Source organism: Chloracidobacterium sp. (assembly GCA_016720705.1).
Classification (GTDB): domain Bacteria; phylum Acidobacteriota; class Blastocatellia; order Pyrinomonadales; family Pyrinomonadaceae; genus OLB17.
Genome location: JADKKB010000007.1, coordinates 618,846 through 636,845 on the forward strand (window position 1 = coordinate 618,846; position 18,000 = coordinate 636,845).

Annotated in this window: 19 protein-coding genes and 1 pseudogene; 7 read left to right on the plus strand and 13 right to left on the minus strand. The window is 49.3% G+C overall.

Features of this window, described 5'->3' with window-relative positions:
* Positions 1 to 10 precede the first annotated feature (10 nt).
* On the plus strand, positions 11 to 472 hold the full coding sequence (locus tag IPQ00_09935) for a hypothetical protein (GenBank protein ID MBL0240878.1): 462 nt from the start codon (positions 11 to 13) through the stop codon (positions 470 to 472).
* Positions 473 to 844: 372 nt separating this feature from the next.
* Here IPQ00_09935 and IPQ00_09940 read toward each other — a convergent pair whose 3' ends face one another.
* The 6 genes from IPQ00_09940 to IPQ00_09965 form a co-directional block, all read right to left on the minus strand.
* The gene (locus IPQ00_09940) at positions 845 to 1,345 is read right to left on the minus strand and encodes a hypothetical protein (protein ID MBL0240879.1); all 501 of its coding nucleotides are present in this window, start codon (positions 1,343 to 1,345) and stop codon (positions 845 to 847) included.
* A gap of 232 nt (positions 1,346 to 1,577) precedes the next feature.
* Positions 1,578 to 1,808 (minus strand): hypothetical protein, encoded by a 231-nt coding sequence (locus IPQ00_09945; protein MBL0240880.1) that lies wholly within the window; start codon positions 1,806 to 1,808, stop codon positions 1,578 to 1,580.
* Positions 1,809 to 1,968: 160 nt separating this feature from the next.
* Positions 1,969 to 2,946: an IS30 family transposase gene (locus IPQ00_09950; protein ID MBL0240881.1), complete on the minus strand. Its 978-nt coding sequence runs from the start codon at positions 2,944 to 2,946 to the stop codon at positions 1,969 to 1,971.
* Positions 2,947 to 3,562: 616 nt separating this feature from the next.
* Positions 3,563 to 3,871, minus strand: a complete 309-nt coding sequence (locus tag IPQ00_09955; GenBank protein ID MBL0240882.1) for a septum formation initiator family protein — start codon at positions 3,869 to 3,871, stop codon at positions 3,563 to 3,565.
* A 32-nt stretch (positions 3,872 to 3,903) separates the two neighbouring features.
* A complete protein-coding gene (locus IPQ00_09960; GenBank protein ID MBL0240883.1) occupies positions 3,904 to 4,545 on the minus strand; it encodes a hypothetical protein in 642 nt (213 codons plus the stop codon).
* A 16-nt stretch (positions 4,546 to 4,561) separates the two neighbouring features.
* The gene (locus tag IPQ00_09965; protein ID MBL0240884.1) at positions 4,562 to 5,293 is read right to left on the minus strand and encodes a hypothetical protein; all 732 of its coding nucleotides are present in this window, start codon (positions 5,291 to 5,293) and stop codon (positions 4,562 to 4,564) included.
* Positions 5,294 to 5,980: 687 nt separating this feature from the next.
* On the opposite strand from IPQ00_09965, the pseudogene IPQ00_09970 reads away from it, so the two are divergent.
* The 3 genes and pseudogenes from IPQ00_09970 (at position 5,981) to IPQ00_09980 (ending at position 9,209) form a co-directional block, all read left to right on the plus strand.
* Positions 5,981 to 8,021: pseudogene (locus tag IPQ00_09970) on the plus strand (radical SAM protein).
* A 176-nt stretch (positions 8,022 to 8,197) separates the two neighbouring features.
* The gene (locus tag IPQ00_09975) at positions 8,198 to 8,821 is read left to right on the plus strand and encodes a hypothetical protein (GenBank protein MBL0240885.1); all 624 of its coding nucleotides are present in this window, start codon (positions 8,198 to 8,200) and stop codon (positions 8,819 to 8,821) included.
* 172 nt (positions 8,822 to 8,993) lie between these two features.
* Complete coding sequence (locus IPQ00_09980) at positions 8,994 to 9,209, plus strand: DUF433 domain-containing protein (GenBank protein ID MBL0240886.1); 216 nt, start codon at positions 8,994 to 8,996, stop codon at positions 9,207 to 9,209.
* A 289-nt stretch (positions 9,210 to 9,498) separates the two neighbouring features.
* Here IPQ00_09980 and IPQ00_09985 read toward each other — a convergent pair whose 3' ends face one another.
* From IPQ00_09985 to IPQ00_10005, 5 genes are all read right to left on the minus strand, one after another.
* Positions 9,499 to 11,865 (minus strand): DGQHR domain-containing protein, encoded by a 2,367-nt coding sequence (locus tag IPQ00_09985; GenBank protein ID MBL0240887.1) that lies wholly within the window; start codon positions 11,863 to 11,865, stop codon positions 9,499 to 9,501.
* Positions 11,866 to 11,909: 44 nt separating this feature from the next.
* Positions 11,910 to 12,725, minus strand: coding sequence for a Dam family site-specific DNA-(adenine-N6)-methyltransferase (locus tag IPQ00_09990; GenBank protein ID MBL0240888.1), 816 nt, complete (start codon positions 12,723 to 12,725; stop codon positions 11,910 to 11,912).
* 545 nt (positions 12,726 to 13,270) lie between these two features.
* Entirely contained in the window at positions 13,271 to 13,447 is a 177-nt protein-coding gene (locus IPQ00_09995) for a hypothetical protein (protein MBL0240889.1), read from the minus strand.
* Positions 13,448 to 13,580: 133 nt separating this feature from the next.
* On the minus strand, positions 13,581 to 14,117 hold the full coding sequence (locus IPQ00_10000; protein ID MBL0240890.1) for a transposase: 537 nt from the start codon (positions 14,115 to 14,117) through the stop codon (positions 13,581 to 13,583).
* Between the two features lie 611 nt (positions 14,118 to 14,728).
* Complete coding sequence (locus tag IPQ00_10005; GenBank protein MBL0240891.1) at positions 14,729 to 14,875, minus strand: hypothetical protein; 147 nt, start codon at positions 14,873 to 14,875, stop codon at positions 14,729 to 14,731.
* 97 nt (positions 14,876 to 14,972) lie between these two features.
* Between IPQ00_10005 and IPQ00_10010 the strand changes: the two genes are divergently transcribed.
* The 3 genes from IPQ00_10010 (at position 14,973) to IPQ00_10020 (ending at position 16,640) form a co-directional block, all read left to right on the plus strand.
* A complete protein-coding gene (locus IPQ00_10010) occupies positions 14,973 to 15,683 on the plus strand; it encodes a spermidine synthase (protein MBL0240892.1) in 711 nt (236 codons plus the stop codon).
* Positions 15,684 to 15,938: 255 nt separating this feature from the next.
* On the plus strand, positions 15,939 to 16,118 hold the full coding sequence (locus tag IPQ00_10015) for a type II toxin-antitoxin system Phd/YefM family antitoxin (GenBank protein ID MBL0240893.1): 180 nt from the start codon (positions 15,939 to 15,941) through the stop codon (positions 16,116 to 16,118).
* 105 nt (positions 16,119 to 16,223) lie between these two features.
* Positions 16,224 to 16,640, plus strand: a complete 417-nt coding sequence (locus tag IPQ00_10020; GenBank protein ID MBL0240894.1) for a type II toxin-antitoxin system VapC family toxin — start codon at positions 16,224 to 16,226, stop codon at positions 16,638 to 16,640.
* Positions 16,641 to 16,721: 81 nt separating this feature from the next.
* Here IPQ00_10020 and IPQ00_10025 read toward each other — a convergent pair whose 3' ends face one another.
* Positions 16,722 to 17,723 (minus strand): DNA adenine methylase, encoded by a 1,002-nt coding sequence (locus IPQ00_10025; GenBank protein ID MBL0240895.1) that lies wholly within the window; start codon positions 17,721 to 17,723, stop codon positions 16,722 to 16,724.
* Positions 17,720 to 17,959 (minus strand): helix-turn-helix transcriptional regulator, encoded by a 240-nt coding sequence (locus tag IPQ00_10030; protein MBL0240896.1) that lies wholly within the window; start codon positions 17,957 to 17,959, stop codon positions 17,720 to 17,722. The genes IPQ00_10025 and IPQ00_10030 overlap by 4 nt, the downstream gene beginning before the upstream one ends.
* Positions 17,960 to 18,000 lie beyond the last annotated feature (41 nt).

An 18,000-nucleotide genomic window follows, 5' to 3' on the forward strand; every position in this document is an offset into this window, starting at 1 on the left:
TCTTTCTGCAATGAAGATCAGCCTCTATCTCGAAACCTCGGTGCCTGGAGCGTATCTCGACAACGGTGATCCGTTTCGCCGCGATCTGACCATTCGTTGGTGGGAGCACGAGCTCTCCGAATATCAGGTTTACAGTTCCCTTCTGGTCCAACGGGAGTTCGAACGCATTGCCGAACCGCATCGCTCCGGTTATCTCAGCCTGATCCGCCCACTCGAGCAACTCGAGATCGCTGAGGAGGTCGCGATATTGGCCGAGGGCTATATCGAACGAGGGATTTTTCATCGAAAGTTCATCGCCGATGCCCTCCACGTCGCCCTCGCATCCTTTCACAAGGTGGACTATCTGGTGACCTGGAATTTCGGCCACATCGCCAACGTCCGCAAACAAGCCCGCCTTCGTCTATTCAACACCTCTGCCGGATTCTTCTCACCGGTCATCGTCACCCCGGAATTTCTCGTCCACACACTATGATCGACCTCGTATGTTGATAACTTGAACCTGGAATTGTATTGACTATATTGACTAGAACGACCGCAGTCTCTGAGTGTCTGATGGTACGACCAGCCATTTTCGAGTAGTCGGAAATGAGCCGATCAGGTTTCATGTAGCCAGCCGCTCCACGGAAGCTGTGCACGAATAGATGATGGCATTCGCTAATTACAGCGGTGCGAGATTGAAAAGAATCTAACTAAAAACGGAGGCGCCGGTTGTTCTCTTTTGTCACCCGATCAAACGCACCAACCGCATCCCAAAGATGCCATAATACCCGTGCGCTTGACTTCAAGGGTTACTTCATAGATGACCCCTTTCTCTTTTTTCGATCTTGACTAGTATTTTTTCCCTTCACCCCTTCACACCATCGCGGACGTAGAAAGTGTTACCGCATCGCAAACATATCCAACTGTGTTGCCATTTCATTAGAGCGACTTTATACGCGGCCGCCACCTTGGTTTTCTGGCTATCATTATATTTCCGCGCCAAAACCACGAAAGTAACGGCAGCCACAAGTCCGATGAACATACCCACCAGCCACGAAGTTAGGTCCCAATTCTCCCGACCTAAAACCCAAGCCAAAAGCAAAGACAGTGGACTGCCAACGAAGTTAAAAATAAAGATCGCTATAAATATAAACGCGATCCCGGAACCGACATCGCTATCTTCGTTTGGCGGTTCCGTTTGTTTTGCAAGGCCGGATTTTGTCTTTTGGTATCCGCCGCCAACGCCCAGATTGCCGTGGGTTGTGCCAACGCCTATAACGAGTCCCGAACTAGAGCCCGATTTGTGAGCCATGTCGAAGGACTGCGTGTCGTCTGAGGAGCATTTGGGGCAATTAGTAGATTGCATAAAATCTTATTTTTTTGGAAAGATGTTTGTTTTTGCCTTGCTGTTATGAAACAGAATGGAAATTGAGAATTAGGCTAAAGTCTGGTAGGTTGGTCTTAGTTTAACTGATGCTCAACTGTGGAATAGGCACGACTTAATGTTGTTCGCTGTGGAGATTCGATTTACTCCACTTGAGAAGCATTAAACTACTCCTAGTATAAGATTAAATAGTCTTAGTTGCAAGCATTTTCTACTAACGGCCTATGGCCATCGGAGGATCACTCTGATGGGTCGGGCTTCGCTCGAAAAACCAGCCAAACTCGCTGAAAAGCTCACAGAGATTCGGCATCGCAGGGAAATTGGGGTCACAATTGCGATATTGCGATTCTCTGTTCGGATTCATACTTCTCGATCGTGTGAGCGAAGCTGATTGCCGTGTCGATGCAGTGATACGGTGCAGGATTTCGATACTAGGATCTTTCATTAAACTTCTCCGGACATTGACCTTCTACTTCGATGCGATTGAGCGAAAGCGTGATGTCTTTTGGCCCGTACGCCGTCCGTGGGATTTGGCGAGGCGGCGACAGCGTCATTTTGTACCTGTTGCCGGTCGGTGTCAATCGATTTGTTCGCGGTGGGAAATGTCACTCATTTTTCTTAGATTCAAGTGATAAGTGCAACAAAATGGTTGTTAGGGACCTCGTTGGGTGTTCGGAAGCCGAGGCACTTACGAGGACGGTTATTAAGACGTTGGTTGACGAGAGTGATGTGGTCGTCTGAGAGTAAAGAGAAATCGGTTTTTTGGGGATGTACTGCCTGACAAGGCCATTTGTGTTTTCATTAGTGCCTCTTTGCCAGGAGGAGTACGGATCGGCGAAGAAGAAGTCGGCATCCAGACGCCGGGCGATGGATTCGTGGCGGCGAAACTCGAAACCGTTATCGGAAGTGATCGTCAAGACCTTGTCCTTTAGCGGCATGAGCATCTGACACGCGGCCTCGGCCAAGGTGTCGGGCGATCTGTCGGCAAGCTTCTGCAGTAGGCAGAAACGGGATCGTCTCTCGACGAGCGAGATGATCGACCCGCTTTGCCGCCGGCCGATGATGGTATCGGCTTCCCAGTCGCCGAACCGCGACCGTGTCTCGACGATCTCGGGTCGCGTCGCGATCGGCCGCCGTGTGTCCCAACCCCCGCGTTTGTAATACTTATGGTTCCGCTTGCGGTATTTGTGGTACCGCCTCAGGCAAGTGTAGAGATCTCCGCCTTCCCGTTTGTTTTGATAGACATAAAGATAGATAGTTTCGTGGCTCACCGACGGCAATCCTTCCAGCTTGAGCCGCCTCTGTATCTGCTCCGGCGCCCACTCGGTCCTCAGCAGCTTCTCGACCCTCGCCCACGTCGCCTCGTCGATCCGGTGCTTCCTCTTCCGCTGATGTCTCTCTCTCGTCATCATTATCGACGACGGTGCCCGATAACCTCGATGTGTGCTGTTTCGCCTGATCTCGCGCGTGATCGTTGACTTGTCAACCTTCAACTCTCTCGCGATATCGCTCTTCTTCATTCCGGTTCCTAGAGCAGCCCATATCTGGTATCTTTGCTCCTGGGTAAGTTGTCGATAGCTCATCTGATGCTCCTTTTGATTGCAGTTAAAAGATGCGTCAAATCTACTTCAACTTACCCTTCTCCCGCTAATTTCAAAAGTTGCACTTATTATATGAATTCAAGTCGATGAGTGTTGCATCTATGCGACGTTACTGTATCGTTGCAATTTCTGATATAATATAATTTAACCAGTCAACGGATCTTTGAAAACTAAAGACTGATGAAACAAACACAGTAGTTACGGCATTCCTGAGCACATTTTGTAAAAAAGCCTGAGGGGAAGAAAATTAATTAGGGACACTTTGCGAGGTTAACTTATTTATTCAGAGCATTTAGCCTGTCCCAAATTCGGCAAAACGTAAAATTAATTAGGGACACTTTTCGCCCGTAACGCACAGCAAACGCACAGCTTAGCGTCACAGAACGCGTAACCCGACTGTTTCAAATTAAATTGAACTAATTTGGGACACTCAGTAGCGGAAATTTGATGTCGAAAAAAGGAAGTGCGGTTTGAGTTCGGGAAACTCAAACCGCTAATTATCAGATAGGCTTTGCTGTAGGCCACGCGGAGATGTAGGCAAAAGGCAGTTTATTTATAGGCTGGCAATTGTGCTGACGAACAAACTTCTCCGCAGAGTTCAATTCGTCGGCACCGAACTTTTTGCCTTCGGGACTAGCCCGAGGCGGCGGGCCTCGCGTTCGATCACGCGGGCGTCGCTCTTAAGACTGTGTATCTCCTCTTGGAGCTGTAAATTTTCATCTGTGATGCTCTGTATCTTGGTAGAAAGCTGATCAAACTCGGTCCTCTCGCTCGTCATAGCCGAAAAAGCCCTGTAATTGACCGTCAAACACAGCATCACCGAGATCGAGATAACGATCGCAAACTGTAGCCAAATCCGATCCTTCGGAGTTTGTCGCAATTCGGTAGTTCTGTTTGGCTTTCTCATTTTCGATTTCGTCTCACTTACAGTTTTTGCGATCAATTCATCAAATAGTCACGACCAAGTTTGAGCAATTGCTCGAGGTCATCGGCCGATTCGCTTTCGGCATAGATCCTGACCATCGGTTCGGTCCCGGAGGGGCGCATCAACATCCAGGCGTTGTTTTCGAATAGAAATTTGACACCGTCTATCCTGTTTATCCTTTCAATTCGCCTGCCGGCGATCTCGACGGGTTCTTGAGCTAACTTTTCTTTCAGCTTTTCAGCGATGTCGGGCGTCAATTTGACCCCGATGCGGCCCGATTCGAGCCGACCGACCCGGCGATAAATATCCTCAAGCTGCTCGCCGAGACTTGCACCGCGTGCGGCGACCGCCTCGGCGGCCAAAAGACAGGCTAAGATGCCGTCTTTTTCCGGATAATGTCCCCGGATCGACAGTCCGGCCGACTCCTCGCCGCCGAGGATGATCTCGTCTTTATTTATCAATTCGCCGATGTACTTAAATCCGACCGGCGTTTCGTAGAGTTCTATTCCACGCTCTTTGGCAATACGATCGACCAGATGCGATGTCGCTACGCTGCGTGCTACGCCTTGTTTCCAGCCGCGACTCTCCGCCAGATAGTCTGCCAAAAGAGCGACAAGCTGGTTGGGCTCAATGAATGTGCCGTCCGCATCGATCACGCCAAATCTGTCGCCGTCACCGTCGGTCGCAAGACCTAAAGTCGCCCCCCTTCGAAGTAACTGCGTGACGGAGTTCGTCAAGGTGTTCGCTGCCGGGCTCCGGTGCCTGGCCACCAAAGGTCACGTCACGCCAATCGTGTATGGTCTCGACGTCGAGCCCGCAATTTTTAAGTGCCGTATTTAAGTATCCACGGCCGGTGCCCCATAGCGGGTCATACACGAATCGCCCTTTGGCCGCAGCAATGACGTCAAATCTTATTTTGGTCGCCAGATCATCTAAATATGCCTGCCGCGGGTCAAACGTCTCGATCGAACCGCCGGCGGCATCAGGCGTGGAAACCTTGGCATCGATTCCGGCTTCGATCTGCCCGGTGACCTCCGGCAATGCCGGAGCACCGTCACTGGTCGAAAACTTGATTCCCTGATATTCCGGCGGATTATGCGATGCCGTAAAGTTGATTCCGCCGGCCGCCCTTTGCGACCTGATCGCGTGCGATATCGTCGGCGTCGGCGTCGGCCCGGTGCATAAATGCACCTTAAATCCTTTGGCAACCGCGATCTCCGCGGCGACGTTGGAAAATGCCTCGCCCATAAATCGCGAATCGTGGCCGATGATAAGAGTCCGGTCGAGATCGGGCCTTGTTGTCAAATAACTGCAGATCGCTTCGGAAACGAGCCTCACATTGTCGAATGTGAACTCCTTAGCGATCACTGCTCGCCAACCCGATGTACCGAAACGAATGGACATAACCAAAGATCGAATGAATTACAGAACTACATTTCTCGGCATCGCCGATTCGGCCTCGACCGCGACGTGCGGTCTAATATATAAATGCGTAAATGGCTTGAACCCAATATCCCTTGAAGTGTTTGAAAATTTAACACAGTACGTTAAGCGTGTAAAGCGCTTAGTTTCCCGATATATTATGAATCATTACAATAAGTTACGGATATATACTTAATGTGTGACATCACCAATGCGCTTAAATACGAACATTATATGAACATTTACTTTAATGCAAGTCTAACGTGCCTTATTAAGGTTGTTTTGATCTAAACCGCTTGGATCGAGGCCCACACAAAGTCGCCCGTAAAGCGCCGGATTAAACGAAGGCTTTTACCGGCAGGACGTATAATGCTTATGTTTCGAGGGCGAAGTATGACCATTACCTATTATGTGTCATTTCGCATCGCCTTGATCGTATCACTCACCGATGTATCGAACTGACACAGTATCGTGATTTAGGTCAGCTCGTTCTTGTATATGTAAGTGCTTGTAAACACTGATGTTATACCCCGTGCCGCTAAAACGATAGTTTGGCACGTATTTTGCAATCACACACGCGATACAAGTTGTTGCTCGTCGAATCGTGTCTTGCTTGATTCAGACAGAGCACAGTTTAGATAAGAGCATTCTTAGTGGAGAAATATATACATGAGACCTGTAAAGCATTTTGAAAAGGGCTTGACCTACGTAGCAAAGGGCGTTTTTAACGCCGTTAAGTCTGTAAACCAGTTTAAGCCGAATCCGTCTTTTACACCGAAGTGGTCAGACAAGCCGTTGCTTAAGTCCTGGCAGAAGACAAAGCCGACGCTCGGTTTTCCTCGCCAGACGGACAGTCTGTGTCCGAACTGTGTCATTGAGGCGCGCGAGGACATTCTTGCCGGAAAGCAGGATGTATCGCTTTTGGTCAATGAAAAGGTCGGTGAGATCAAGGCTCAGATCATTGAACGCGATGGGCAGGTCTGGATGATCAAGGATTGTCCGACCCACGGCCATTTCGAAGATATGATGGCCATCGACTCCAAGTTTCTGCAGCACATCGAATCGCTCTTCCCGGGCCGCGACATCGACGCCCACAATGACGAGAATCTGCACAATCACGGCACATCGTCGGTCAAGTACGGCCGCGGAGCCGTTTTGACGGTCGATCTGACCAATCGTTGCAATATGATGTGCGATCCGTGCTTTATGGACGCTAACCAGGTCGGTTTCGTCCACGAGCTCTCGATGGAAGACATCACCGAGATCCTCGACAATGCGATCCAGATCAAGCCGCGGCGTCAGATGTCGGTTCAGTATTCGGGCGGTGAGCCGACGTTGTCGCCTTACTTTTTGGATGCGATCCGATATGCACGTAAGGTCGGTTATAACTCGGTTCAGGCCGCGACAAACGGCATCGAGTTTGCTAAATCTAAAGATTTCTGCCGCGAAGCAGCCGATGCGGGACTTCGCTTTGTCTATCTGCAGTTCGACGGTATCGGCAACGACGCCAACTCACATCGCCAGATCGGCAACCTGTTTGACGTCAAACTTCGTGCGATCAACAACCTGCACGAAGCGGGCGTCGACATCATCCTCGTCACAACGCTGGTGAATGGCATTAATAATGACCAGGTCGGCACGATCATCCGTTTTGCACTCGAGAATCCTAAGAAGATCTCATTCATCGCGTTTCAGCCGGTGTCATTCACGGGCCGCGACGAGCTGATCACGGAAAGCCGCCGTTTGCAGCAGCGTTACACGCTGGCTCACCTCGCACACGACGTGCAGGGATCAGGTCGGGATCACGGAACCGACGCGTGACTGGTTCCCCTTGAGCCTTATGGGAGCGTTTGCTGATTTTGCGGACGCCGTCCACGGGCCTGAGAGCGATTGGGGCCAGGTCAGTTGCGGTTGTCACCCGAATTGCGGCGTCGGCACTGCCGTGATGGTCAATAAGGAAACGAAAGAGATGGCACCGGTGCCGCAGTTCTTGAATATTCAAGGACTCGTCTCGGATATGCAGCACATCAGTGATACAAACCGCGGCAAGTGGTTTTCGAACATAATGATGGGCCTCGCACTCTTGAAAAACTACAATCCGTATGGTGCACCGCACAGCCTGACGCTTGGTGGCATCTTCAGGAAATTCGACAAATCGTTCGGACTTTCGGGCAAGGATTACGGCAAGGTCGGCCCGGACCGCACAATGGAAGACATCGAAAAGCGTCGTCAAGACCCTTGGAACTTCCTGTTTATCGCCGGTATGTGGTTTCAGGATCTGTTCAACTACGATTTCCGCCGCACCGAAATGTGCATCATCCCGTACGGCACGCAAGAGGGCGAAATTTCGTTCTGTGCTTATAACACGGGTATCGGCTGGAGAAATATCATCGAGCATATGCACCAGAATGCGACCGTCGCTCAGTGGTACAAGGATCAGGGACGTCACGAAGTTTTTGCCCGCGGTAAGGAAGTCGATCTCGGCGACAAGTCGCACAACCTCGTGCTTAACGAAGTCGATCTCGCCCGTCCGAACAAGCCCGAAATGGAAGGCCCCAAGACCGCTGCCGAGGAAATGCAGATGATGCGTAAACTCTACAACGAAATGGTCATGGAGAAAGCCGGCATCAAGGGCGAAAGCCTCGTCCAGATCGGCGGCATCAAACGCGAAAAGAAGACGAAAGACAAAGAAATGGCAGTCGCTGAATAACAGTAAGCTGTTAACAGTTGTCAGTAGTCAGAAAGGCCGTCGGAATTTCCGGCGGCCTTTTTCTATTCACTATTCACTATTCACGATTTACTAAATGGCGATCGGCGGGGCTTTTTGTTTGAAAAGGGTGATTGATTCGACATTTCTTTTCTTATGGCACCTAGGCCGATCATGCAATGGATAAACAATCTCAACAGAAGATAACCTTGACAATAGGAGCGAAGGCTCTCGACCGCCCCCATATGAACTCATGGCGGACGGACCTAGAAAAACTGGCACGAACAAATTGGCACGACTTAGTGGTCCTCAAATCCGTGATGGGGGAGCTCGATCATCGCGACAGTAATAAAGCCATTCGCTTACGCGAAACAATCGAGGAACGGATCGAGGAACTAACAATCGACCAACCGTTTCGATGGCCAACGACCGACGGAGAACCCGGAAATAATCCGATCAGTCCTTTCGACGCCCCTGAAATTGGAATGCTTAAATTGCTGGGCTACACCGTTGGCAGAAATGGACTTTCGCGTTCAGGTCGAAGGAAGATACTAGACGATATTTATAGGATGAGATTGCCCATTCGTGTAAGCAACGAATATATGGACGAGTGGTCAGTGCCGAATGGTGGACGTCGACTGCAGAAAATCGCCGAATCCATCGCCGCGTTCACACGAAACGCAAAACGCGACCGTCGCCAAGACAAGTTGTTGGCAATCGAGCACTGGGAAGCCGATCTCGCTTATATGAAGAAGAGCTTCTATGATGGCAGTCGATGGTCTTTCGAATGGCCGACGACCTAGATGCGATCAGTCTTGCTCAATGACGATAACCTCGGTGAGTCTGTCCCAAGCCCGTAGTCGGTGGTGAGACCGGGTGCAAAAAATCAGAAAGCCTCGTCGAGCGATCGGCGAGGCTTTTTGTTTGCTTGATGACAAATATCTTTGATTTGATGCGGATATGACTTAAAATCAGATCATCAACGATCCTGTCGTATCTATTTCGAAAGACGTGATGGGCGGCACGCCGGTATTCACGGGAACTCGTGTGCCTATTCAGACGCTCATCGATTTTCTGACCGCAGGCGACACGATCAATGATTTTCTCGAAAGCATTCCGACGGTCAGCCGCGAACAGGTGATCACCTATCTCCGGCAATCAGAACTTCAGATGGAGAAGCTCGCTGCGTGAAGATCCTACTCGACGAATGCGTTGACCGTCGTTTTGGACGGGAATTGTCCGGCCACGACCTAAAAACGGTTCCACAAAACGGTTGGGCCGGGTTCTGTCGCCAACGGTGACAAACAATCGCCGCGTCATTTGTGCGTCCCCTACAGGGACGGGTCCGTTCAACCAACCTAACCTAGGGTTCCCCCAAGCCTCAACCCTAGGCTTTATAATGTACGTCGCCGTTGGCGACAAGCCAGTACGCCCCAACGATCCGCCTTGAAATTATTAAGTCTTGATCATGCCTTGGAAACTAATCTCCGACTAGCCGATCGTGAATCCTCTTAAGAAAATCCACTTCATCTCGATTGAGCCTCTTCTCCTTCGTTCCCTCGTGAGCCCACAGGTTCCGATGTGAGTTGAAGATCGACATCCATTTAAGCTTCTCGGCCTTGCTATTGAACCCCAAACCAACATCAATCGAAAATTCTTCCTCAAATGTAATGAACTCCGGGTCGTCGGGTTTTGGCCGCTTAGTCCAGTGCTTATCGATTATCGTCTTATAATCGTAAATGTTGAACATCTCCGTCCAATGAATATCCTTTCTCCCTAGACCTTCGCTATAGTGTCTCTGAATTTCCTCATTCGCACGAGCTTCGCAACTCGTCTTGATATTTCCAATTTCAAGGTCCCAATTATCACCAAACAGGACTTTGAGTTTACCCAACGTTCGCTGCTTGATGTTGCGCTCAATTTCGACCCCGAGCTGTCTACCTTGGCTCTGAAGTTCGTCATCCTGCCTCTCCATCCAATCCACAAGTTCAGCGGGGTAATATTCGGGAAACCCATCATTAACTCTTGATTGAAAATCTCGAAGCCATTTCGTTTCCGCAGTACTACCTAACATAGAAAGTAGACGCTCAACCTCATCATCGGGCGTATCTCTAATCTTGTCGAAAAGAACCCGCAGGTATTTTTCGACCGCTTCGAATCTCTCCGTCGGCGTACTCTTGACGGTCAAGATTCCTTTTGAAGTTTCGTGAGCGTTTAAGCTGCCAATCAGGGAAATAAACGCAAAGGTGCCACGATTGGAAATCAATAGATACTTCTCTCTTTCGAAGATATCTTTGTAGTTGTCCTCAGCAAACCGATAACATAAATTTAGGAAAGCGGCGATATTCTTCCTCGCCCTTACCATCTCGTTGCTGTGATTGTGATTATTGGTGTCGTACAGTGAGCCGGGAACACTTTCTGAGATATAGGTGTTACCTTTCGCTCTTGGAAGCAAACCACTCTTGCTCAAGGCATCAGCAAAGGGTTTCGAAGATAGAAGAGCGGAGTCCTCTCCGATTTGAATTTTTCCGTAAAGAGGCCCGTTGAGGGTATTGGTTAATACCCGAATAATCGAAGCCCGAAGAGCCTTGAGACGAGAATCTGTGCGGTCAGAATTCCAGAATAGGTCCTCTTCAAGGGTTAAGCGCAAGGTTGCACTGACCGCCTTCTGATTCTCGTTGATATCGACGAAGATTTTCAGTTGCTCAGCGGGATCGAGATTTACAAACGCCACAACAGGAATGGTGTTTGTTTCTTTGTAACCGGAGTTCGCATAGCCGTAAAGGCGGTGCTGCCCATCAATTATGTAGGCAATAGCGTAGGCATTTTGGATCTTTAGCGTCCCGAACCTTGATTGCGTGTCAGCTCCCCTTACCGAGCCTTCAAACTGTAGGTTTTTGTCTTTGGCATTAAAATTCACGATAACGGAGTTGGGAAAATACCCACCTCCGTCAATAAAGGCGGTTATCCCCTTTAGCCGACTAGGAATGAGCAAACGTTGATAGTTGGGAAGCTCCGATTCGTTTGCTTCCGTTCGATGAAGTATGAACCCCATTTTTAGAAGTAAGTGAGGCTCAATAGAGAACATGTAATAGGTCGTCTTCCCCTTACCCATCTTCCCCTCGATGGCTGGCAGTTCAATTCGTTCACTACTTATATCCTCCCCCTTGAAAAGAGTTCCCAAAAACTGGTACGAGGCCGCTCCCTTGTATTTGGCGATAAGATTATTGACGTACCTATAAGTGTTGTCATTGTAAAAGAAGGACTTCGTGGCTATGAGTCGCTGAATGTCCGCTCCTTCACTGTCGATCCTTAAGTTCCTCGTCGCGAACACGTATTTGACCTTAACGCCTTTCCCAAATAGTTCAGCTATTGATTGTTTGAAGCCGCTAAGTCGTTGGGGCAAACCCTCGAACTCAGTCTTCAGGGACGGCGGTTCGGAACGTTTCTTACTGGACTTGCATTCCACGAGCAGTACAACGCCGGCAGTTTGATTAATTGCCACGACGTCGATCTGCTTCGTTTGAGAAGGGTCCTTGCCGAAGGGTAGACAAAACTCCCGGTCATAGTTGAGATGGCGGAAACCAAGCTCGTAAAGCTGACACCAGATATCATCCTCAAATTTTTGATCGTGATCCTTAACTTTCCGGAGCTTTGTTTTTGTCTTCAGCGGTGAGCCGTATTCCTCCCAGCCCTCGTTCGCCACCATGTCATTAACGAGTGAATGATCTACATTCTTGAGAAAATACTCGCTCTTTTTCGCCTTATACAACTTTCCTAAGGTAGAAGGATCGTCAACGAGCTTTCCCTTTAGTTCTGCGATTTTATAATCGGACAAGAATCCCATCTTTACACCATGCTGTCGCCGGAGCGATCCATCTCGCTTCGCGGTCAAATATCCCAGCCGAGCCGCATTAAGACCTCAGTCGTTTGTTTTCGGTATTCACTCTGGCCTGCTATCACGCTTGACCGTTCAATCCGGGCAGGATCACCAATGTCCCTGTACAGGTTGTGAATAGAGTCGTGGTCTGCATTGGATACGGTAACCATCGCCCCTCGTCTAACTGCCCGCACGATCGCATTCTTCAGCCTGATTTGATCTTCCCAAGAGAAGATATTGTTGTTGTACTTTAAGAAACCGTTTTGGTTATGATTCACCGTGTACGGCGGATCCACGTACACGAAATCGCCCTTTCTGGCTCTTGAAAGAGTGATTTCGAAGTCCTGAGATAACACCTGACTGTTTTGGAGAAGATCAGATGTTTTTTTGAAGTCATCCGTGTCGAGAACCACGTTGTTCTTAGACCCCCGCGGGACGTTAAATTTCCCGTTCAGATTCACTCGGTAGAGACCATTCCAACACGTTCTATTCAAATAGATAAAACGGGCGGCCCGAGTAACATTCGTCCGCGGTCTCGAGTCTCGTAGCTTATAGTAGTAGCTATCGTCGTGGTTCCTTTCGTGTCGGCGTAATTGACTCTCCACCTCTTTCCAGTTTGTCTTGATGGCATTATAGGTATCTACAAGTTCCGTGTTTACATCTGCAAGAATACTGCGGCTTGGGTTGAGTGAAAAAAATACTGCCCCGCTGCCCAGAAATGGCTCGATGTAGGTGTTGAACCGAACGGGGGCTAATTGAGCTCCATTTCGGATCAGCCATCGCTTACCTCCGGCCCATTTCAGGAAAGGTACGTTTGCTTCTTCCATTGATATCTGATTAGCTCGTTCCAGAGTAAAGTACCCATTCTTTGGACTCTTTATCCCGTTAACCGTCAATTTTACTGTTTAGCGGCTCGCTCGGGAAGAAAGCGATTTTCATTTGAATGGAAGCATAGTACTCGAAAACGGCCGGAGAAGCAAAGGTACTCGATCCGTTATCTATAGTCGCGTCGCTGAAGATCATTGATCAGTTTTTCTAGTGCGGGGTGAGCTTCGCGTCTTTGGGTCAGCAGTTGTTCGAGCAGCCATTGGACGCAGTGTAGTTGGGACCAGTAACCGAACAGTTTGTGTTGGCGACCACATTCTGGGTGGCAGACGATGCAGTTGGCTTAATTGCCGGCCTGGGGAGTGAGGAAGTCGATCGTCTTGGAGATGTCTGTCGCTTCCCCGCAGAAATCGCTAAGGGCTTCGAAGACGGTTTCGCGTCGGTTTTGGGAAATTCGGATGTTCATGGCCTTAGTTATTAGTTAAATGTGAAACGTGAATAGTTTAGATCAATCGCCGTTGAGATACCTTCCGCAACTTCCATCCTTTTAAGTGAACGGTGAATGGTGAACAGTTAAAAGCGGATCATTCGCCGCGTAGTTTCGTCCGTATGATCCGTCGAGGATGCCATCGACCATGGCGGCGCGGGATGAGCGGGTGCGGAGGCGTTTTAGTTCGCGTTCGTGGGAGCCTCCCACCACCTCGTCACCGGAAACCGGTGCCACTCCTCCTCGGGCAGGAGGAGAGCCCGCACGAAGTAAGGGCGTTCATGGTTCCGAATGCGGAAGCCCGCACGGAGTAAGGGCGTTCATGGTTCCGAATGCGGAAGCCTGCACGGAGTAAGGGCGTTCATGCCACTCAATCGAGCAGCTCAAACGGAATATCACTCTGGCAGTAGAGGACGTAATCTATCGCTCCGCTGACATGCTTCGGTTTCCACAAATATTTCCGGCTACGGCCTCGCGACCATACTTTTGTATCCGAAGAGATCAGCAACTCCTCGCGGAGCATTTTCGTCGCGTTCGCTTTCAGAGCGTCCGCTATTCGTTCGGGCTTCATCTGAGCAGAAACGACCGCGTGAGCATGGTTGGTTCTTACATTAACTGCAGACAAACCGTACCCGCGACGTTGGCAGAGTTCTTTGATCGCCGATTCTACAATTCGACGCATTGGTTTTGTGAGGATAAAAGGAGGTTGCTTCATTTCCCCCTTCATCGCTGTTTCGAATTCGGGTTTCGGATGAATTCGCGGCTTTCCATAATGGTTTCTTCCGTCTCTTCCTACGGACAGACGTTCATCACCATGAAGCCACGTTCCGAAGGTGCGAAATGTCAAAAGGTATGCGAGTAGAAAATCGTTTTCTTCGTAGATCTCTATTCCATGAGCGTCCTGCATATGTGTTTTTCACCAAGTATGCAATAAATCGCTTTAGCGTCAAAGTTTTGATCGGCCTTAGACCTCTCGAAGGCTAAGAACGCCCTTACTTCGTGCGGGTTTCCGCATCTTGGATCCAAAGAACGCCCTTACTTCGTGCGGGCTTCCGCATCTTGGATCCAAAGAACACCCTTACTTCGTGCGGGCTTCTGCATCTTGGATCCAAAGAACGCCGTTAGTTCGTGCGGGCTTCTGCATCTTGGATCCAAAGAACGCCGTTAGTTCGTGCGGGCTTCTGCATCTTGGATCCAAAAGAACGCCGTTACTTCGTGCGGGCTTCCGCAACTAGGATCCAAAGAACGCCGTTAGTTCGTGCGGGCTTCTGCATCTTGGATCCAATAAACGCCGTTAGTTCGTGCGGGCTTCTGCATCTTGGATCCAAAAGAACGCCGTTAGTTCGTGCGGGCTTCCGCATTGTAGATGGCGAATTTTGGCGTGGGTTTAATTGGGAGAGCGATGCCGCCGGCGGCGCGTTTCGCGGCCTCCGCCCATATACGCGAGGATCGCCACTATCAGATGGGCGGCAAACCATATATTGTCATAGCCCATTGTCTGATAGATGTAGATCAATATCAGAATACGCGGAAAAACACGCCGAGAAGCACGTCGGCCCATTGTGGAACCGTATTTACAGGAAACAGATGCGGGTACATCAGCAGATAGACCAACATCACGATCCGCGGCACAAAAAGCGAAAACAGCAGAAAGTAGAAGTCCATATGGGAACAGCATACAGCAGTCAGCAGATGGAACTCAAAATCCGGTTGTCTTGATTAATCATTTCGCTTCTCTTACGCTATCATTCGAAACACTGAAATGAGCATTCACGAACTCGGCTACGAAAACACACCGCTCGGCGAACTCACGCTTCGCCGTCGAACCGAACCGCTTTTGCAGAACGTAGAGGTTTTTGAGGTCAAGCTCGGTGACGAATATCTGATGTCGAGCCTTTTCACAGAGAGCGAACGCCGGCTTGCAACGCTCGGATTAGCTCCGCTCAAGGGTAAATTGGATGTCGTGATCGGCGGGCTCGGCCTCGGTTATACCGCCGTCGAAGCGTTGAAAAATGAGAATTTGCAGAACCTTTTGGTCATAGACCTTTTTCAAACAGTGATCGAATGGCATAAGGCCGCTCTCGTGCCGTCGGGCTCGGTCCTGATGGCAGATCCAAGATGCGAACTTCGCCAGGGCGACTTTTTCGAACTCGCGCGGACGGGCTTCGACGCCAACGCTCCCGGCCGACAGTTCGACGCTATCCTCCTCGACATCGATCACACTCCCGATCATTTCCTCGGGCCCACAAGCCAAACCTTTTACACCGCCGACGGCCTCGCCAACGTGCGGGACCAACTGACCACAGGCGGCACCTTTGCACTATGGTCCGACGACCCCGCAAGCGAGGATTTCACCGAGCACCTTCGCCAAATATTCGGAGCCTCCGCCGCCCACAATGTCGAGTTTCCAAACCCATACAGCGGTTTAACCTCCGTCAACTCCGTTTACGTCGCACAGAAGATCGGAGGTTAGTAGTCAGACGAACGCGATTCGCCGCTCACGTCGATTCTAAGATTGCTCCCCGACGCTCGAGGCTCACGGGTATGACTTGAACGCGCGGTAGCGGGGCGGTTTTAACGCTAAGTTCGCGAAGGCAGGACGCAAAGGGCACGGAGAGAACGGAGGATCGGGATCGAGGCCGCGATCGCTAGCGGGATTTTTGCTTTACTAATTGCGAGCATTCTCATATATTATAGCTAGGCTAGCCAAGCCAGTTGGAGGTGTGGGATGAAACAAGTGTCAGTATTCGAAGGGAAAAATAAATTTAGCGAACTCGTCGCCAACGCGGCCAAGGGTGAACCGCAGGTCATAACCAAAAACGGCACGGCAACCGCCGTCGTGATCTCATTTACGGAGTATAAGCCTGACGGCAAAGAAGCAGACGTTAAGCGAATTGTTGCTCGATAATCCGGCGCGCAAATACGGTATCGATCTTGATCTGGAACGTGATAAAGATATGGGACGGCCAACGATCGATTTTAACAGTGCGGAATTTACCGGAGAGTCTGACAAATGAATTATCTGCTCGATACCTGTTTGCTGTCGGAATTTATGAAGCCGCAAGGAAATCGCGGGGTCATAAACTGGTTTAAGGCACAGGATGATGAGACGCTCTACATTAGCGTATTAGCAATCGGCGAGATTCGGAAAGGAATCAAAAAACTCGGTGCGACGAAACGCTCCGACGAATTGAGAACATGGCTCGACTCTGTAGTCTTTCGATTCGATTCTCGCATTCTCGCGTTCGATATCTCAATGGCAAATCGTTGGGGCGATCTGATCGCCAATCTCGAATCAAAGGGCCGTCCAATGCCCGTCATCGATTCCCTAATGGCCGCTACCGCACTCGAACACAACCTCACCATCGTCACCCGAAACGAAGACGATTTCGAACCAACCGGAGCCAAGGTTCTCAATCTCTGGCAGTAACCCTCAGAGAAGCCTCGTCGAGCGATCGGCGAGGCTTTGCCCTTTTTCAAATTGCAAAAATCCGGGAAAATTAACCTGCGTTCAAGCCGATGACTTCTCGAGGACGTGGAGATATTCGACCGTGGCGGTCGCTTTATGATTTCTACTCGCGGTCTTGTCAGCTTTGAATCGTTGATAGTCAGTTTGAATTAGTTCATACCGACCATATTTCGACATTATCTCTCTGACCTGTTCGATACTCATTAGTCCTTCGTTGTTGTAAGACAAGAACACATACTTAAAATCTGCATTCTTTATCAAGTCATCGAAAGCTAAAGAAACCTGATTCTTTATGCACCAACGCGACCTCTCATACTTTCGCAATCCCGTCTTACCAGCAGGCTCAAACGAATCATACTTAGCGATGGTATTGAGCATATGGTAATTCGCTCCATACTGCCGATGATTATATGGCGGATCAAGATATAAAATGTCGCCGTCGATTTTCTTAATCAACTCGTTTGCGTCCTCGTTATAGACCTCGTGATCTGCATCATTAACTACGTAGTCCGCAGGACGCAATACCATATCTTTCTGCGCCGTTTTCTTCAGCTGCTTCAAATATGCGCCGTAAACGCTTGCCGTGTTTGCAACGGCATCCGCCGCTTCTAATAAACTTGTAAGCAAAAAGAAATATAGTCGGTCATCAATTCGTTTTGAGTTTTGCCAATCCTCAATCGTCTGTCTTATTGCATCTATCCGCTTCCCGTTCTCGTCGCTGAAATATTGTCGTCCCGTTCCACCACCTGAACAGTAATTGCGAAAGATAAAGCCTTCTTGACCTCGTAAGTAATTCAGCTCTTGCAACTCCGTCAAATAATCCATATTGGTATGATTGCCAATATAGTTTTTGTTCAGAACATAACTGTAATATTCAACATCGTTAGCGATGATCTTTTTGGAATCGCGCTTGAATGATCGTCCTATTGCACCAGTTCCAGCGAAAATATCGCAAATAACTTTGTTGTTCGAATCTCCGCAAACGGCAGAAATTGACGAACGAATGAAATTCGTTAATTTATATTTAGATCCGATGTAGTTCATTGTTCTGTTTGGATTTTCGATTTGTGCTCTGAGTCGTTTTGTATCAACTCGAGGGGGCTGACCTCAAGAAAGTTAGCCAATTCCATAATATTACTCTTGACTGGTTCAAACTTGTCGGAAAGGATATTCGAAAGTTGGGTGGTCGAGATGTCAAGGGCTTTAGCCAACTCCTTAAACGTCATTATCTCTTTTTTTGCCATCAATTCGATAACCTTTGCTTTATTTACTTTTGGCATCTTATCCTAATTTGACTATAAAGACAAGTATTTTATGAACT

Excerpts from the sequence above, each read along its gene's own strand:
- IPQ00_09975 (MBL0240885.1), top strand. The coding sequence starts at position 8,198 with ATGGATAAACAATCTCAACAGAAGATAACCTTGACAATAGGAGCGAAG.
- IPQ00_09935 (MBL0240878.1), top strand. The coding sequence starts at position 11 with ATGAAGATCAGCCTCTATCTCGAAACCTCGGTGCCTGGAGCGTATCTC.
- IPQ00_09945 (MBL0240880.1), bottom strand. The coding sequence starts at position 1,808 with ATGAAAGATCCTAGTATCGAAATCCTGCACCGTATCACTGCATCGACA.
- IPQ00_09990 (MBL0240888.1), bottom strand. The coding sequence starts at position 12,725 with ATGGAAGAAGCAAACGTACCTTTCCTGAAATGGGCCGGAGGTAAGCGA.
- IPQ00_10030 (MBL0240896.1), bottom strand. The coding sequence starts at position 17,959 with ATGCCAAAAGTAAATAAAGCAAAGGTTATCGAATTGATGGCAAAAAAA.
- IPQ00_10020 (MBL0240894.1), top strand. The coding sequence starts at position 16,224 with ATGAATTATCTGCTCGATACCTGTTTGCTGTCGGAATTTATGAAGCCG.
- IPQ00_10000 (MBL0240890.1), bottom strand. The coding sequence starts at position 14,117 with ATGCAGGACGCTCATGGAATAGAGATCTACGAAGAAAACGATTTTCTA.
- IPQ00_09965 (MBL0240884.1), bottom strand. The coding sequence starts at position 5,293 with ATGTCCATTCGTTTCGGTACATCGGGTTGGCGAGCAGTGATCGCTAAG.
- IPQ00_10005 (MBL0240891.1), bottom strand. The coding sequence starts at position 14,875 with ATGGACTTCTACTTTCTGCTGTTTTCGCTTTTTGTGCCGCGGATCGTG.
- IPQ00_09940 (MBL0240879.1), bottom strand. The coding sequence starts at position 1,345 with ATGCAATCTACTAATTGCCCCAAATGCTCCTCAGACGACACGCAGTCC.
- IPQ00_09955 (MBL0240882.1), bottom strand. The coding sequence starts at position 3,871 with ATGAGAAAGCCAAACAGAACTACCGAATTGCGACAAACTCCGAAGGAT.
- IPQ00_10015 (MBL0240893.1), top strand. The coding sequence starts at position 15,939 with ATGAAACAAGTGTCAGTATTCGAAGGGAAAAATAAATTTAGCGAACTC.
- IPQ00_10025 (MBL0240895.1), bottom strand. The coding sequence starts at position 17,723 with ATGAACTACATCGGATCTAAATATAAATTAACGAATTTCATTCGTTCG.
- IPQ00_09950 (MBL0240881.1), bottom strand. The coding sequence starts at position 2,946 with ATGAGCTATCGACAACTTACCCAGGAGCAAAGATACCAGATATGGGCT.
- IPQ00_10010 (MBL0240892.1), top strand. The coding sequence starts at position 14,973 with ATGAGCATTCACGAACTCGGCTACGAAAACACACCGCTCGGCGAACTC.
- IPQ00_09985 (MBL0240887.1), bottom strand. The coding sequence starts at position 11,865 with ATGGGATTCTTGTCCGATTATAAAATCGCAGAACTAAAGGGAAAGCTC.